Raw genomic sequence first — 16381 nt, forward strand, 5'->3', positions numbered from 1 at the left:
GCCCACTTTCGCGCCGCGACACCGCGTGCCAGCATGGGGGGTGGTCCGGGGACGCCGTCAGGGCGCCTCGAGATGACGAACAGGAGCGTTGCGATGACGCACGTCACCCCTGCCGGGAAACAGCACGACAGCAGCGGGACCGGCCCCTCGGCGGCCGGGAAGGCGCTGTACGGAGGGACCGGGTCCCGGCGCATCACCGTCCGTGACATCGCCGCCGCCAAGGAGCGCGGCGAGAAGTGGCCCATGCTCACCGCCTACGACGCGATGACCGCCTCCGTCTTCGACGAGGCCGGCATCCCGGTCATGCTCGTCGGCGACTCCATGGGCAACTGTCACCTCGGCTACGAGTCCACCGTGCCGGTCAGCATGGACGAGATCACCATCCTGTCCGCCGCCGTCGTCCGGGGCACAAAGCGCGCCCTGATCGTCGGCGACCTGCCCTTCGGCTCGTACCAGGAGGGCCCGGTGCAGGCGCTGCGCAGCGCCACCCGCCTGGTCAAGGAGGCCGGAGTGGGCGCGGTGAAGCTGGAGGGCGGCGAGCGCTCCGCCCACCAGATCGAGCTGCTGGTCCAGTCCGGCATCCCGGTCATGGCGCACGTCGGCCTCACCCCGCAGTCCGTCAACGCCTACGGCGGGTACCCGGTGCAGGGGCGCGGCGAGGAGGCCGCGCAGCAACTGCTGCGGGACGCCAAGGCCGTCCAGGACGCGGGCGCCTTCGCGGTCGTGCTGGAGACGGTCCCGGCCGAGGTGGCCGCCGAGGTCACCCGCTCGCTGCACATCCCGACCGTGGGCATCGGCGCCGGGCCGGACTGCGACGCGCAGGTCCTGGTGTGGACCGACATGGCCGGGCTGACCGCGGGCCGCGTGCCGCGCTTCGTGAAGCAGTACGCGCAGCTGCGGCAGACCCTCGGGGACGCGGCGCGGGCCTTCGCGGAGGACGTCGTCCAGGGCGCCTACCCGACCGCGGAGCACTCCTTCCGCTGACCCCTGAAGGGGCCCGCTCATGGGCCCCGCCGAGGCACGCCGAGCCATCGCGGTACACCGACAGCCCGCCGATCTTCCCCCGTCGGCGGGCTGTCTGCCGCTTGTCGGCGATCTGTCGGTGGCCCCTGCCATCGTGGGGGACATGACGCGATACGAACGAAAGACCAGCGGCGGCAACGCCGTCGAAGTGCGGGGGCTGGTCAAACACTTCGGCGACACCAAGGCGGTCGACGGAGTGGACCTGGACGTGCCGGAAGGCACCGTCCTCGGCGTGCTCGGCCCCAACGGCGCCGGTAAGACCACCCTCGTCCGCTGCCTCTCCACCCTGCTGGTGCCGGACGCCGGCACCGCGGTGGTCGCCGGGTACGACGTGGTGCGCCAGCCGCGGCAGCTGCGCCGCACCATCGGGCTGACCGGGCAGTACGCCTCGGTCGACGAGAAGCTCTCCGGCCGGGAGAACCTCTACATGATCGGGCGGCTGCTGGACCTGCCCCGCAAGGAGGCGCGGGCGCGGGCGGACGCCATGCTGGAGCGGTTCTCGCTCACGGACGCGGCCAAGCGGGCCGCGCGCACCTACTCCGGCGGCATGCGCCGCCGGCTGGACCTGGCCGCCTCCATGATCGGCCGGCCCGCCGTGCTCTACCTCGACGAGCCGACCACCGGTCTGGACCCGCGCACCCGCAACGAGGTGTGGGACGAGGTCAAGCTGATGGTCTCCGAGGGGGCCACGGTCCTGCTGACCACGCAGTACATGGAGGAGGCCGAGCAGCTCGCCGACGACCTGACGGTCATCGACCGCGGCAAGGTCATCGCCGAGGGCCGGGTCAACGAACTCAAGGCCAAGGTCGGCGGCCGCACCCTGCAGATCCGCCCGGCCGACCCGGGCGAGCTCCACCGCATGGTCGGCTCCATCGCCCAGGCGGGGCTCGACGGCGTGACCGGGGCGACCGCGGATGTGGCGGAGGGCCTGGTCAATGTGCCGATCGTCAGCGACGAGCAGCTGACGGCGGTGATCGGCCTGCTCGGCGAGCGCGGCTTCGCGATCTCCGGGATCGACACCCATCTGCCCAGCCTGGACGAGGTGTTCCTGGCCATCACCGGCCAGAAGACGTCCACCCCGCAGGACCAGGTCGACCACATGGACGACAAGACGCTCGAGGAGGTCCCGGCGTGAGCGCCGCGACGTTGAGTTCCGCGCCCCTGGAGGCGCACAGCGAGGGCCGGATCGGGCTGCGCGCCAATCTGCGCCACATCAGCGCGCTGGTGCGGCGCAACGCGCTGCAGATCAAGCAGGACCCGGAGTCGATGTTCGACGCCCTGCTGATGCCGATCATCTTCTCGCTGCTGTTCGTGTACGTCTTCGGCGGCGCGGTGGCGCAGGGCGACCGCGACGCCTACGTCAATTACTTCATCCCCGGGATGATGGCGATGGGCGGTCTGAACATCGCGATGTCGGTCGGCACCGGCGTCAACGACGATTTCAACAAGGGCGTCATGGACCGCTTCCGGACCATGCCCATCGCCCGCTCCTCGGTGCTGATCGCCAAGCTGATCGTGGAGACCGGCCGGATGCTGGTGTCCACCGTGGTCCTGCTGATCATGGGCTTCGCCATGGGCTTCGACCTCGAGACCGGACCGCTCGAGCTGCTCGCCGCGGTCGCGCTGGCCCTGCTCTTCGGCTCCTCGCTGACCTGGGTATTCATGCTGCTGGGCCTGTCGGTCAAGACCCCTCAGGCCGTACAGGGACTGGGGTTCCTCGTGATCATGCCGCTGCAGTTCGGCTCGTCCATCTTCGCCCCGACCGCGACCATGCCCGGCTGGTTGCAGTCCTTCACCAAGTACAACCCGCTCTCCCAGCTCGCCGACGGCGCCCGGGCGCTGACCAGCGGCCACGGCGCGGTCGCGCACCCGGTGACCATGGTGGTGATCTGGGCGCTGGCCATCACGGTGGTCACCGCGCCGCTGGCGGTGGCGAAGTTCCGCAACAAGACCTGAGCGGGATGCACCCCCGCCGGACCGCCGTGTCAGACAAGGGCGGTGGCCTCCTCCAGGGACAGGCCGCCGCCCTCGGCGTGCGCCCGCTCGTACGCCGCGTCGCCCAGCCGGGCCCGCAGCGCGGCCTCGGTCCGCCGGCGGCCCGCGCTCTCCGAGAGGAGGACGCGGAAATGCGGCTGCCGCAGCGCGTCGTACGCGCCCACCAGCCGCGCCGCGGCCTCGGTGCGCTCCGGGCCGTCCAGGTCGCACAGCGCCCAGGCGCCGATCAGCACATGGGTGACCTGGATGTGCGGCGCGACCATCTCGGCCAGCGGGTCGTCGACCTTCGCGATGGCGCCGCGCACCCGCACGAGTGCCTCCTGGGGCCGTCCGTCGACCAGGTCCAGCCAGGCGATCAGCCCCTGCACCACGCCCTCGAAGAGGCCCAGCGCACGCCGGCCGAACTCGGCCAGCAGCCGCTCGAGCTGGTCCCGCGCCTCGTGGGTGGCGCCGGTGTTGCCGCAGCGCATGGCCAGTTGCAGCCGGGCGTACGACAGGGCCTCGCTCCCGGCGTGCGGTCCCTGCTCCACCACCCCCCGCAGGATCCGCTCCCCCGCCGCCGCCTCGGCCTCGTCCCGCGACTCGACCATCGCGCCGCCCAGCCGTGCCCGCAGCAGTGACACCTGCGCATGCGCCCCCAACTGCTCGGCCCAGCCGATCGCCGCCCGGTAGTCGGCGGCGGCCGCCTCGCCCTCGCCGCGCTGCTCCAGCAACTCGCCGCGGCCGGACAGCGCCTCCGCCGCACCCCACGCGTCCCCGAGCCGGGTGAAGATCTCCAGGCTCTCGTCGGCGTCCCGCAGCGCCTCCCGGCTTCCCCGGCCCACCTCGGCGCCCATCGGACCGCTGAGGACCTTGGCGCGCAACTGGAGGAGCATGGCCTTCTCCCACTCGTAGCCGAGCTCCCCGCAACTGCGCACCCCTTGCTCGACGACCTCCCGCAGCAGCGCGAACCGGCCGGTCAGCAGCACCGCGTAGAACCACATGAAGCCCGGGATACGGCAGGTCTGCGGAAGCCCGGGGCGGTAGGCGCGGACGATCCCCTGGAGGTCTTCGGCCGCCTCGTCGTCGCTCAGCCCCCGCAGGTCGCCCTCGATGTTGGCCAGCCCGAGCAGCCGCACCCCGCGCCGCGCCTCGTCCAGCAGGTCGGGCGGCATGGGCGGCGGGCGGTCCGTACAGGACTCCAGCAGCGGGGCGACCGGGGAGACGGGCGGCGCGAAGGGGTTGGGACCGAGCGCCGCCGCGGCCGTCGACCACTGGCGCGCCTCGCCGCGGTGCCCGCGCAGAGCCCAGAACCAGCCGAGCGACAGCACCAGGCACAGCGCCTCCTGCTCGTCGCGCGCGGCGACGGCGCGGCGCAGCGCGGCCCGCAGATTGTCGTGCTCCGTCTCCAGCCGGGCGAGCCACCGGCGCTGCTCCCGGCCGCGCAGCAGGGGGTCGGCGGTACGGGCCAGCTCCCGGTAGGCGACCAGGTGCCGCCGCTCGACCGCGGCGCGCTCCCCCGCCTGTTCGAGCCGGTCGGCGGCGTATTCGGCGACGGTCTCCAGCAGCCGGTAGCGCATGCCGTCGGTCGCGTCCGGGGCGGCGACGACCAGGGACTTGTCGACGAGCGAGCCGAGGAGCGCGGCGACGTCGAGGGGATCCACGCCCTGGGCCCCACGGGCCCCGCCGGCCCCGGCGCCGTCCCTGCCAGGCCCGCCGTCCCCGCCGGTCCCGTCGGCCTCGCCGTTTTCATCGGTCCCATCGGTCCCGTCGGCTGTGCCGTCCGGGTCCCTGTCCGGGTCCCCGCACACGGCCTCCGCGGCGGCCAGGTCGCAGCCGCCGGCGAAGACCGACAGCCGGCGCAGCACGGTGCGCTCCCGCTCGTCGAGCAGCCCCCAGGACCAGTCGACGACCGCGCGGAGCGTCTGCTGGCGGGGGAGTACGGTGCGGCTGCCGCTGGTCAGCAGGCGGAAGCGGTCGTCGAGCCGGTCGGCTAGCTGGCGCGGGGTGAGCACGCGCAGCCGCGCCGCGGCCAGCTCGATGGCCAGCGGCAGGCCGTCGAGCCGACGGCAGATCTCGGCGCAGGCCGCCGGGTCGTCGGCCACCCGGAAGCCGGGCCGGGCCGCCGCGCCCCGGTCCTGGAGCAGCCGCAGCGCGACGGGGTCCGGCAGCGGGTCCACGGGGCGTACCAACTCCCCCGGGACCGCGAGCGGTTCCCGGCTGGTGGCCAGGACGGTGACGCCGGGGCAGCGGGTGAGCAGGGTCTCGGCGAGCCGGGCGGCGGCGTCGACGAGGTGCTCGCAGTTGTCGAGCACGATCAACATGCGGCGCGGCGCGCAGTGGTCCACGAGCTGGGCGAGCGGGTCGAAGGCGGTCGGGTCGGTCGCGGCCCGCAGCTCTTCGGCGGCGGTGCCGCGGATGACGGTCTGACGCGCCCCGAGCGCGGTGAGCACGGCTTCCGGCACGGTCCCGGGGTCGTCCACGGGGGCGAGTTCGGCCAGCCAGACGCCGTCCGGCCAGGCGTCCGCCACCGATTCGGCGGCCTCTTGGGACAGCCGGGTCTTCCCGGCCCCGCCGGGCCCGAGCAGGGTGACCAGCCGGTGCGGCCCCGCCAGATCGGCCCGCAGCACGCCGAGGTCGGTCTCACGGCCCACGAAGCTCGTCAGCCGGGCCCGCAGATTGCCCCCCGACCGCGCCGCGACCCCCTGCCCCGGCGCCCCGCCGGAGGCGGGGTCGGCGGAGGCGGGGTCGCCGGAGGCGGGGTCGCCGGAGGCGGGGTCGCCGGAGGCGGGCCGGCCGGGGCCGACGGGGACGGGATCGCCGGGGACAGAACCACCAGGCACGGCCCCACCGGACGCGAGCCCGCCGGGCGCCACGCCACCGGCGCCGGAGCCACCAGGCGTGAGACCGCCAGGGGCGGTGGGCGGCCGACCCGTCGCGGGCCCGGGGTGGCCAGGGTGACCGGGGTGGCCAGGGTGACCGGGGTGACCGCGGCGATCCAGGTCACCGGGCTGGCCGGGGTGGCCAGGGTGACCGGGGTGACCGCGGCGACCCAGGTCACCGGGCCGGCCGGAGTGGCTCGGGTGACCGAGCTGGCCGGGCTGGCTGGGCCGGCCGGGGTCACCGGGCTGGCTGGGCTGGCCGGAGCGGCCCAGGTCACCGGGCCGGCCGGAGTGGCTCGGGTGACCGAGCTGGCTCGGGTGACCGAGCTGGCCCGGGTGGCCGGGCTGGCCCGGGTGGCCGGGCTGGGCGGCCGGATACGCCGGGGTCGGGGCCAGCAGGTCGGCGTGGAGGGCGCGGAGGGCGGGGCCGGGGTCGGCGCCGAGGCGGTCGGCGATCTCGCGGCGGATCGCCTCGTACGCGGTCAGCGCCTCCGCCGTGCGGCCCGCGTCGCGCAGGGCGCGGATCCGCAGGGCGTGCAGGGGCTCGTCGAGCGGATGGGCCGCGCACAGCTCGGCGAGCCGGGGCAGGACCCGCTCGGCGCGGCCGAGGGCGAGATCGGCCGCGATCCGGTAGCGGCGGGCGTCCAGTCGGCGGGCCTCGGCGCGGGCCGCCGCCGAGGCGGCGCCGGGGAGGTCGGCGAGGGCCGGGCCGCGCCACAGGGCGAGCGCGTCGTCGAGGACGGCGGCGGCCTTTGCCGGGTCGCCGTCCTCCAGCGCCGCGGCCCCCTCGGTCACGAGGCGTTCGAAGCGGTGCAGATCGACGTCGTCGGGGTCGGCGCACAGCCGGTAGCCGCCGGGGACCGAGCGCACGGCGTCCTTGCCGAGGGCCCTGCGGAGGCGGCCCACGAGGGCCTGCAGCGCGCCGTGGCCGTCGGCGGGCGGGTCGGCGTCCCAGATCTCGCCGATCAGCGCGCCGGTGGTGTGCACCCGTCCCGGGCGGAGCGCCAGCACGGTCAGCAGGACGCGCAGACGGGTGCCGCCGAGCGCGACGGGGGTGCCGTCGTCGCGGTGGGCCTGGGTGGTGCCGAGCAGGGCGTAGCGCACCGCCCCATTGTCATGCACGGCGAGCGCGATCCGTTCAGCCGTTCGCCCGCGCCGGCCTCCCGGCGGCTGCCGGGCGGCTCCCCAGCCGCTCACGGAGGCCTCCCCAGCGGCCCCCGCGCGGCTCCCGGACGGCCTCGAACAACTTCCCTCGACGGCTCCCCGGCCACTCCGGCACCACTCCCCGGCGGCCCCCACGCGGCTCCCGGACGGCCTCGAACAACTTCCCTCGACGGTTCCCCGGCCACTCCGGCACCACTCCCCGGCGGCCCCCACGCGGCTCCCGGACGGCCCCCGCACGCGGCTCCCGGACGGCCCCGAACAACTTCCCTCGACGGCTCCCCGGCCACTCCCGCGCCCCCCGGCGGCCCCGAACGGCTCCCCCGGCGGCCCCCACGCGGCTCCCCCACGCTGCTCCCCGGGGTCCCCCGCCGTCGCTCCCGGAACCTATGACACCCTGCTCGACGTTTCCCGGGAACCGCACGCCGCGCCCCTCGATCCACACGGAGAGACCTCACGCATGGCCACCGCAGTAAGCCGCCGCGACCGGCGCATAAGCCCCGTCTTCCTCGGCCTGGTCGCGATCATGGGCGTGTCCGGATGGGCGGTGTGGACGGGCTCCTCGGCGAGCCCCGGCTTCGCCGTCTTCCTCTTCGTGGTCTCCGGCTGGGTGGTGTCGCTGTGTCTGCACGAGTACGCCCACGCGCGCACCGCGCTGCACGGCGGTGACATCTCGATCGGCGCCAAGGGCTATCTGACCCTGAACCCGCTGAAGTACACCCATGTGGCGCTGAGCATCGTGCTGCCCGTGATCTTCGTGATCATGGGCGGGATCGGGCTCCCCGGCGGGGCGGTGTTCATCGAGCGGCACCGCATCCGCGGCCGCTGGAAGCACAGCCTGATCTCGGCCGCCGGGCCGCTGACGAATGTCGCGTTCGCGGTGGCGCTGACCGCGCCGTTCTGGCTCGGCGCGCTGGACGGGGTGCCGGAGGTGTTCCGTTACGCGCTCGCGTTCCTGGCGATGCTGCAGGTCACCGCGGCCATCTTGAACTTCCTCCCGGTCCCGGGGCTCGACGGGTACGGGGTGATCGAGCCGTGGCTGTCGTACCGTGTGCGGCGGCAGGTCGAGCCGTACGCGCCGTTCGGGCTGCTCGCGGTGTTCGGGGTGCTGTGGATACCCGAGGTCAACCAGGTCTTCTTCGACGCGATCGACGGGGTGATGCGGGCCCTTGGCGTCTCGGAGTGGGAGACCTACTGGGGTCAGGAGTTCTTCCGCTTCTGGCAGGGCGAGCCCCAGCTCACCCCGTGACCTCGGCCTCCCGGCCGGTCTCGTGGGCGGCGGCCCGGTCCGCCTTGGCCTTGCGCAGGTAGTACCAGGTCATGTTGGAGGAGATGCCCGCCAGCAGGATCCACACCACGCCGAGCCAGCTGCCCCGCGCGAAGGACAGGACCGCCGCGACGACGGCGAGGACGCAGACGGCGAGGGAGTAGAGGGCCAGTCGGGGCATGGTGTCGGCTCCTGTCCGGGATGTGGTGGTCCCGGACATTGTCCCCCATGCCCCGCCCCGCTCCCCCATGCCCCGCCCCGCTCCGCTCCGGCCGGTGACCCCGCTCAGACGTCGGTGACCCGCAGGCCGGCGTGCGCCTTGTAGCGGCGGTTCGTCGAGATCAGGTTGGCCACCAGCGACTCGACCTGGTGGGCGTTGCGCAGCCGCCCCGCGTACACGCCCCGCATCCCGGGGATGCGGGCCGCCAGCGCCTGGACCAGGTCGGTGTCGGCGCGGCTCTCGCCCAGCACCATCACATCGGTGTCGATCCGCTCGACCCCCGGGTCCTGCAGCAGCACCGCCGACAGGTGGTGGAAGGCGGCGGTCACCCGCGAGTCGGGCAACAGGGCCGCGGCCTGCTCGGCGGCGCTGCCCTCCTCGGGCTTCAGCGCGTACGCGCCCTTCTTGTCGAAGCCGAGCGGGTTCACACAGTCGACGACGAGCTTGCCGCTCAGCTCCTCGCGCAGCGCCTCCAGCAGCCCCGCGTGGCCCTCCCACGGTACGGCGACGATCACGACATCGCTGCGCCGCGCGCACTCCGCGTTGTCCGCGCCCTCGATGCCGAGCCCGGCGCCGCCGAGCTCCTCGGCCGCGGTCCGCGCCCGCTCCGCGACCCGCGATCCGATGATCACCTTCTGGCCCACCCGGGCCAGCCGGTACGCCAGGCCGCGCCCCTGGTCGCCGGTTCCCCCGAGCACCCCGACGACCAGGTCGGACACGTCGGGCAGGTCCCAGGGGTCCTTCGCGGGGGCCTTCTTGGCGGGCGTCGCGTCATCAGCAGCAGTAGTCATGACAGCGATACTGTCACGCCCACGTCACGCCTTCACGCTGCCCTCCATGAGCGTCACGCCTTCACGCTGCCCTCCGTGAGCCCCGTGCGCCAGTACCGCTGCAACATCCCCATGAGGACCATCAGCGGCAGGACGGACAGGAAGGCGCCGCCGACCGTGTACTGGTAGAGCTCCGGCTGCCGGTCCGCGTACCCCTGCCAGGAGGTGAGGCCGAGCTGGATCGGATACAGGTCGGAGTCGGAGAGCATCACCAGCGGCAGCAGGAAGTTGTTCCAGATGTGCACGAACTGGAACAGAAAGACGGTCACCAGCGCGGGGGTCATCAGCCGCAGTCCCAGCACGGTGAAGATCCGCGCCTCGCCCGCCCCGTCGATCCGCGCCGCCTCAAGCAGCGAGTCGGGCACGGCGGCGGTCGCGTAGATCCGGCACAGATAGACCCCGAAGGGGCTGACCATGCTGGGCAGCAGCACCGACGCGTAGGTGTTGGCGAACCCCATCTCGCTGAACAGGAGGTACAGCGGCAGGGCGAGCGCGGTGCCCGGGATCAGCACCCCGGCGAGGACGATGTTGAAGACGCCCTCCCGGCCGGGGAAGGGGAACTTGGCCAGGGCGTAGCCGGCGGCGGCCGACAGGAGCGTGGCGGCCAGCGCGCCGGCGCCCGCGTACAGCAGGCTGTTGCCGAACCAGCGGACGTAGATGCCGTCGTCGTAGGTGAGCACCCGGCGCAGATAGTCGATGGGGTGCGGGTCGTGGAACCAGAAGCCGAACGTGCCGAAGAGGTCGCTGCTGGACTTGGTCGCCGACACGGCGAGCCAGTAGACCGGCATCAGGAAGTAGAGGGCCGCGACGGTGAGCAGGGAGACGGTGATGACGCGGTGGCGCAGCGGCGGCTGCCGGCCGTCCCGGCCGCGGCCGGGGCGGCGCGACCCGCTCGCCCCGGTGCCCGGCGCGGGGGCACCGTCCGCCGGGATGTGCTCGGTGACCTGGGTGCTCACCTGCCCTCCCCGTCCTTGTCCCTGGATGCCGCAGGTGTCTCGGATGCCGCGGGTGCCGTGGATGCCGTGGGTGTCTCGGATGCCGTGGATGCCGCGGGTGCCGCGGGTGCCGCGGGTGCCGCGGGTGCCGCGGGTGCCGCGGGTGCCGTGGATGCCTTGAGTACCTTGGGTGCCTTGGGACCCCGCTGCCCCACGAGCCGCAGGAAGCCGAAGGACAGCACGCACGCGACCAGCGCGAGCAGCACCGCCTCGGCCGCCGCGGTGTGCTGGTTGTTGCTGGTGAAGGCCTCGTTGTAGGCCGCCAGGTTGGGGGTGTAGCCGGAGTCGATGGAGTTGCTGAGCGGCTTGAGCACCTTGGGCTCGCTGAACAGCTGGAGGGTGCCGATGATGCTGAAGACGGTGGTGAGCACGAGCGCGGGCCGGATCAGCGGCAGCTTGATGTGCCAGGCGATCTGCCAGGCCCTGGCACCGTCGATGCGCGCCGCCTCGTACAGCTCGCCTGGCACGGCCTTGAGCTGCGCGATCAGCACCAGCATGTTGTAGCCGGTGAACTGCCAGGTGACGATGTTGGCGATGGACCACAGCACGGCCCCGCGGGACAGGAAGTCCACGTCCCAGCCCGCGGAGTGGGCGATCTCCACCAGGGGGCTGATGCCCGGCACGTACAGGAAGCCCCACAGGATGGAGGCGATGACGCCGGGCACCCCGTACGGCAGGAAGAAGGCGGTCCGGAAGAAGCCGACCCAGCGGGCGGAGGCCGCCTCCAGCAGCAGCGCCAGCCCGGTGGCCAGCGCGATCATCACCGGGATCTGTACGGCGCCGAACAGCAGCACCCGCCCGAAGCCGGCGGTGAAGCGGTCGTCGTCCAGCGCGGTGGCGTAGTTGGACAGCCCCGCCCAGACCTCCTTGGTCTCGCCGCCGAGGCCGAGCGTGCCGGTGCGCTCGACCTTGAGCAGGCTCTCGTAGACGGCGTAGCCGATGGGCGCCAGGAAGCACAGCGCGAAGAGCGCGAGGAAGGGCAGCAGGAATCCGGCCGCCGCCCGTGCGCCGCGGAGCTGGGTGCGGGTGGGGCGTCTCATCCGGGCGGGGCCTGTCACCCGGCCTTCACCTTCAGTCCCTTTTCCTTCAGGTCGCTGATCGTCTGGCCCTGCACGGTCTTCAGTACGGACCTGAAGGAGCCGCCGTCGCCGATGGCGGCGGTGAAGGCGTCGCCGAGCCGCTGGTAGAGGGTGTCGGTGGCCGGGCCCCACCGCCAGCTGGTGTCCACGCCCTTGCTCGCGGCGTCGAAGACCTCGCTGTACTCCTGTCCGCCGAAGAAGTCCTTGTGCACATCCAGGTCGGAGGTGGCGTAGCCCCGCTTGGCGGCGGGAGTGCCGTAGCCGTTGTCGATGAGCAGCTTGATGGACTCGGGGTCGGTGTTGAGCCAGATCGCGAAGTCCAGTGCTTCCTTGGGGTACTTGCTCTTGGCGAAGACCGCGGTGGTGGAGCCGCCCCAGTTGGCGAAGGCCCCGTCGCCCTTCTTCCACTGCGGCATGGGCACGACCCGCCACTTTCCGCTGGTCTTGGGGGCGTTGCCGACCAGCAGCGCGTCGCCCCAGCTGGCGCCGAGCCAGGAGGCCATCGCGCCGGTCTGGACGTCCTTGTACCAGGCGTTCTGCCGGTCCGGGATGGTCTTGATCAGCTTCTGCTCGACCAGCGCCTCCCAGTAGTCGGCGACCTTGCGGGTCGGCTCGTCGTCGATGCTCACCAGCCAGGTGTCGCCCTCGGCGCCGAACCAGCGCGCCCCCGCCTGCCAGGCCAGGCCCGCGAAGCGGTTGCCGTTGGTCGCCGAGAAGGTCTCGATCCAGGCGCCCTTCTTGCGGATCGCCTTGGCCGCCGCCTCGTACTCGTCCCAGGTGGTGGGGGGTTCGATGTCCCACTTGTCGAACAGGTCCCGGCGGATGAACAGCCCCATCGGCCCGGACGCCTGCGGGACGGCGTACACCGCCTTGCCGAACACCGACTGCTGCCATTGCCAGCCGACGAACTTGTCCTTGTGCTCGCCGACCCCGTACTTGGTGAGGTCCAGCAGGCCGTTGTCGATGAGGAAGCTGGGCACGACCGGGTATTCGATCTGGCCGAGGTCCGGCGGGTTGCCCGTTCTGATCGCGGCGTGCATCTTCGCGTACTGGGCGCCGTCCACGGCCGAGACCTTCTCGACCTCGACCCGCACCTCGGGGTTCTTGCTGTTCCACAGGTCGACGGGCTTGTCGATGCCCGGCACCCAGGACCAGAAGGTCAGCGTGATCTTCTCGCCCTTCTTGCGGCCCTTGGGCTCGTCGTCCCCGTCGTCCGAGCCGCAGCCCGCGAGGACGAGGCCGGCCGCCGCGGCGGCCGCGCCGCCCAGGACGGCGCGCCGCCCGGGGCCCTGGGGCCGCCCGTGGGACGTGTGCGTGTACGTCTCGCTCATGCCAGCTCCTCCACCGGAATGCGCCGGAAGGTGATCGTCGAGTAGGCACTGAAGTCGCCGGTCTCGTACAGCAGTCCGACCGTCGCGTCATCGATCCGGACCAGGTCGGAGTAGGCGGCCGGCAGCCCGTCGACGGTGTGCGCGGGCCGCCAGGTGACTCCCCCGTCGCGGCTGGCCCGCACCGTCATCAGCGCCCGGTGCGCGGGGTCGGCGGGCCCGGAGAACAGCAGCGGGTCCGGGCCGTCCGAGCGGCTCAGGTGCAGCACGCTGCCCTGGACGACCGGCCCGGCCAGTCCGGCCTGCGGCCGGAAGGGCCGCTCGAGGCTCGCGCCGCCGTCGGACGAGTGGGCGTCGGCGCGCCGGCCGGGCGCGGCACCGTCGTTGCGGGCGTTGAAGTACACCCGGCCGTCGGGGAGTTCGGCCGCCGTGGTCTCGTTGGCGTTGACGTATCCGTCGGGGTTGTCGTCGACGTACCCGATCCGCCAGGTCGCGCCGTCGTCGTCGCTCAGCAGGTCGTGGCCGCCGTCGTACTTCCCCTCGGCCCCGGTGTCGCCGGCGGCGGTCGGCGGGGTGGAGTGATTGCCCGGTACGACGAGCCGGCCCGCCCACGGACCGTGGCGTAACCGCAGGGCGTGCCCGGGGGTGGTGGCGTACCAGCGCCACTCGGGCCGCTTCGCCTCCCCGGTGATCTCCCGGGCCGCGCTCCAGGTCGCCCCGTCGTCGTCGCTGTGGGTCACCCACACCCGCCGCCCCTCGGCGGCCGGCACCCGGCCGCGCCGGATCAGGTCCTCGGTGGCGCCGGCCGCGCTGGTCACATGGACGAGGACGACGCGCCCGTCCCCCGCCACCACGGGCGCCGGGTTCCCGGCCGTGCCGCCGCCGTTCTCCACGACGACCTGTAACGGCCCCCAGGTCCGCCCGCCGTCGGGCGAGCGCTTGAGGACGAGGTCGATGTCCCCGTGGTCGGCGGCCGACTGCACCCGCCCCTCGGCGAAGGCCAGCAGCGTCCCGGCGGGCGTCGCCACCACCGCGGGAATCCGATAGCTCGCGTGCCCCTCGGTGCCCGCCCGGAACGGCACGGATGTCTCGTACGCACGCGTTGCCACACCGCTTGCCATCCGACCCCTCTTCCCGCTCGGTCCCGGGGCGCTCCAATGACCGGACGTAGGACGTCCCTTGTGTGCGGCGACCTTAGGGTTCGCCCTCCAGAGCGTCAAGGGACGGCGCAATGAACACTTGGCGGCGGGTCGGTCGAAGGATGCAGAGGACCGCTTGTCGATCTCATCCGCCGGACCGAGGATCCGTCGGACAGGCGGCCATAGCGTGGGGTTATGACCAAAGTTCTCAAGCAGCTCCTCGAAGGGGGCGTCACCCTCGCCGTCGGACTGGCGCTGTGGCTGTTCACCGGGGACGTCGAACTCCCCGTGGTGACCCTCACCAAGGTGGGGGTCGTGATGATGTTCTGGGGCGGCGCACAACTGCTCTACGGCGCGTACCTGGGCCTGGCCGGGCAGCGCGCGAAAAGCTGAGGCGCGGAAAGCCGGCGGGGGGAAGTCGGCCCGGGAAGCTGACGCGTTCCCGACCCCCCGAAGGAGTGAGGCGCCCCGGATCCGCCCCGCCGCCCCGGGCGCCGGGGCACCATTCCCATGCCATGGACGCCATACGGGTCGCGCTGCTGCGCGAGGTGCTCGCCGGGACCGAGTGGCCAGGGGCCGCCCGCCGCTTCGCGGGCTCCCTGCGCGCCTCGGTCGGGACGCGCGGGGGCGGGCTGCTGTTGGTGGGCACCGATGCGTACGAGCCGTGGCACCTGGCCGCCCACCTCGACGACGAGGCCGCCTGGGCGGGCCTGCCCGAGCTCTCCCCCACCCTCGTACGCCACCGGATACCGCACGGCCCCCTCCCGGCGCACCTCTCCGTCGGCCTCCGCCGCCTGGAGCGCGCCGGGCGCGGCGAGACCCTCCTCGTGGTCGCGCCGGACGCCCCCGGTGCCGGGCTGCTGGAGCGGGTGGCCGACGCCCGGCGCGGCGGCGTCACCGTCCTCGCCCTCGACCACGGCCACGCCGAACTCCACGCGCTGGCCCACGACGCGCTGGCCACCCCCGCCGAGGCGGGCCCCGACCTGGACACCCTCCAGCACCTCGTCAGCGCCGCCACCACCGACCCCCGCCTCGCCGCCCCCCGCCTCCGCGACCGCCTCGCCCGCCTGACCGCCCACCTGACGGCTCCGCCCCCGGCGCCCTGGTGAGCCGGTCCGTGGCGGGAAAAATTCGTTTGTCGGCGGCGCGGTCGGCGCCGGAGCATGTCGCCTTGTGACGGACGACGAACATCCCCCGCCGGCGGGGGCGCGCCGACGCGCGTTATTGCCGGATCTCGCGCCCTGGCGCTCCTCCCGCGACTTCCGCCTGATGTGGACCGCGGGGCTGGTGACGGCGTTCGGCAGCTTCCTGACGATGGTGGCGCTGCCGCTGCAGATCAAGGAGTTGACGGGGTCGGCCTTCGCCGTCGGGGCGATCGGCGCGGTCGAGCTGGTGCCGCTCGTCGTGTTCGGGCTGTACGGCGGGGCGCTCGCCGACGCCGTGGACCGCCGGAAGCTGATCCTGCTCACCGAGGCGGGGCTGGGCCTGCTGGCCGCGCTGCTGCTGGTCAACAGCCTGCTGCCGGACCCCATGCTGTGGCCGCTGTACGCCGTGGCCGCCCTGACCAGCGCGCTCACGGGGCTGCAGCGCCCGGCCATCGACGCGGTGACGGCCCGGATCGTGCCGCACGACCAGCTCACCGCGGCCGCCGCGCTGAACTCGATGCGCTGGCAGCTGTCGGCCGTCGCGGGCCCCTCGCTCGCGGGGGTCGTCGTCGCGTACGCCGGGCTGCCGTTCGCGTACGGTCTGGACCTGCTGACCTTCGTCGTCTCGGTGCTGCTCGCGCTCGGCCTGACCCCGGCGCCGCCCGCCCATGACGCGGAGAAGCCGTCGCTGCGCGCGATCGGCGAGGGCGCGCGCTACGCGTGGCGGCGCAAGGAGCTGCTGGGGACGTACGCGGTGGACATGGTCGCCATGTTCTTCGCCTTCCCCAACGCGATCTTCCCCTTCCTCGCCGACGAGCTGGACGCGCCCTGGGCGCTCGGCCTGATGTACGCGGCCGGGTCGGTGGGCTCGATGGCGGTGAGCGTGACCAGCGGCTGGGCCTCCCGGGTGCACCGGCACGGCCGGATGGTGGTGCTGAGCGCGGCGCTGTGGGGCGCGGCGATGGCCGCCGCCGGGTGGCTGCCGAACGTCTGGCTGGTGCTGCTGTGTCTGGCGGTGGCGGGTGGGGCGGACATGGTCAGCGGGCTGTTCCGCTCGACGATGTGGAACCAGACGATCCCCGACGGGCTGCGGGGGCGGCTGGCGGGCATCGAGCTGCTGTCGTACGCGACGGGGCCGCAGCTGGGGCAGGTCCGGGCCGGCGGGATGGCCGCCCTGGTGGGCGTGCGGGCCTCGGTGTGGACGGGCGGCCTCGCGTGCGTCGCGTCGATCGGGCTGCTGGCGCTGGCCCTGCCGAAGCTGATGACGTACGACGCGAGGACGGACGAGCACGCGCGGCGGGTCCGAACCCAGCGCGAGGCCGCGGCAGCGGCCTGAGG

At 73.5% G+C, this 16381-nt stretch carries 13 protein-coding genes and 1 pseudogene; 7 read left to right on the forward strand and 7 right to left on the reverse strand.

Translation table 11 applies throughout. The features are described 5' to 3' along the window. Positions 1-93: 93 nt before the first annotated feature. From panB to ABFY07_RS08265, 3 genes are all read left to right on the forward strand, one after another. On the forward strand, positions 94-984 hold the full coding sequence (panB, locus tag ABFY07_RS08255) for a 3-methyl-2-oxobutanoate hydroxymethyltransferase (RefSeq protein WP_346173821.1): 891 nt from the start codon (positions 94-96) through the stop codon (positions 982-984). Between the two features lie 142 nt (positions 985-1126). Continuing rightward, on the forward strand, positions 1127-2158 hold the full coding sequence (locus ABFY07_RS08260) for an ATP-binding cassette domain-containing protein (protein ID WP_346173822.1): 1032 nt from the start codon (positions 1127-1129) through the stop codon (positions 2156-2158). Further along, positions 2155-2979 (forward strand): ABC transporter permease, encoded by an 825-nt coding sequence (locus tag ABFY07_RS08265; protein WP_346173823.1) that lies wholly within the window; start codon positions 2155-2157, stop codon positions 2977-2979. Before ABFY07_RS08260 ends, ABFY07_RS08265 begins: the two co-directional genes overlap by 4 nt. 29 nt (positions 2980-3008) lie before the next feature. Here the strand turns inward: ABFY07_RS08265 and ABFY07_RS08270 are convergent, their stop codons facing one another. Further along, positions 3009-7001 (reverse strand): AfsR/SARP family transcriptional regulator, encoded by a 3993-nt coding sequence (locus ABFY07_RS08270; RefSeq protein WP_428836881.1) that lies wholly within the window; start codon positions 6999-7001, stop codon positions 3009-3011. A 499-nt stretch (positions 7002-7500) separates the two neighbouring features. Here ABFY07_RS08270 and ABFY07_RS08275 point away from each other — a divergent pair, with 499 nt between their 5' ends. Continuing rightward, positions 7501-8289 carry a site-2 protease family protein gene (locus ABFY07_RS08275; protein WP_346173824.1) on the forward strand — a complete coding sequence of 263 codons (789 nt, stop codon included), beginning with the start codon at positions 7501-7503 and terminating at the stop codon, positions 8287-8289. Here ABFY07_RS08275 and ABFY07_RS08280 read toward each other — a convergent pair. The 6 genes and pseudogenes from ABFY07_RS08280 to ABFY07_RS08305 all read right to left on the reverse strand — a co-directional run bounded on the left by ABFY07_RS08280 (position 8279) and on the right by ABFY07_RS08305 (position 13880). Next, positions 8279-8488, reverse strand: coding sequence for a hypothetical protein (locus tag ABFY07_RS08280; RefSeq protein WP_065958727.1), 210 nt, complete (start codon positions 8486-8488; stop codon positions 8279-8281). The genes ABFY07_RS08275 and ABFY07_RS08280 overlap by 11 nt on opposite strands. A 104-nt stretch (positions 8489-8592) precedes the next feature. Beyond that, positions 8593-9318 carry an NADPH-dependent F420 reductase gene (gene npdG, locus ABFY07_RS08285; protein ID WP_346173825.1) on the reverse strand — a complete coding sequence of 242 codons (726 nt, stop codon included), beginning with the start codon at positions 9316-9318 and terminating at the stop codon, positions 8593-8595. 53 nt (positions 9319-9371) lie between these two features. Then, positions 9372-10313: a carbohydrate ABC transporter permease gene (locus ABFY07_RS08290; protein ID WP_428836882.1), complete on the reverse strand. Its 942-nt coding sequence runs from the start codon at positions 10311-10313 to the stop codon at positions 9372-9374. Positions 10314-10492: 179 nt separating this feature from the next. Then, positions 10493-11392, reverse strand: a pseudogene (locus tag ABFY07_RS08295) (carbohydrate ABC transporter permease); the annotation flags it as partial. A 14-nt stretch (positions 11393-11406) separates the two neighbouring features. Continuing rightward, a complete protein-coding gene (locus ABFY07_RS08300) occupies positions 11407-12762 on the reverse strand; it encodes an ABC transporter substrate-binding protein (protein WP_346173826.1) in 1356 nt (451 codons plus the stop codon). Then, positions 12759-13880: a sialidase family protein gene (locus ABFY07_RS08305; RefSeq protein WP_346173827.1), complete on the reverse strand. Its 1122-nt coding sequence runs from the start codon at positions 13878-13880 to the stop codon at positions 12759-12761. Before ABFY07_RS08305 ends, ABFY07_RS08300 begins: the two co-directional genes overlap by 4 nt. Positions 13881-14093: 213 nt before the next feature. Between ABFY07_RS08305 and ABFY07_RS08310 the strand changes: the two genes are divergently transcribed. The 3 genes from ABFY07_RS08310 to ABFY07_RS08320 all read left to right on the forward strand — a co-directional run bounded on the left by ABFY07_RS08310 (position 14094) and on the right by ABFY07_RS08320 (position 16379). Beyond that, positions 14094-14291 carry a DUF5708 family protein gene (locus ABFY07_RS08310; protein WP_346173828.1) on the forward strand — a complete coding sequence of 66 codons (198 nt, stop codon included), beginning with the start codon at positions 14094-14096 and terminating at the stop codon, positions 14289-14291. Between the two features lie 122 nt (positions 14292-14413). After that, positions 14414-15007: a hypothetical protein gene (locus ABFY07_RS08315; RefSeq protein ID WP_346173829.1), complete on the forward strand. Its 594-nt coding sequence runs from the start codon at positions 14414-14416 to the stop codon at positions 15005-15007. Between the two features lie 64 nt (positions 15008-15071). Beyond that, a complete protein-coding gene (locus ABFY07_RS08320) occupies positions 15072-16379 on the forward strand; it encodes an MFS transporter (RefSeq protein WP_346173830.1) in 1308 nt (435 codons plus the stop codon). Positions 16380-16381 lie beyond the last annotated feature (2 nt).

This window comes from Streptomyces sparsogenes subsp. cuspidosporus (assembly GCF_039532705.1).
Taxonomy (GTDB): domain Bacteria; phylum Actinomycetota; class Actinomycetes; order Streptomycetales; family Streptomycetaceae; genus Streptomyces; species Streptomyces sparsogenes.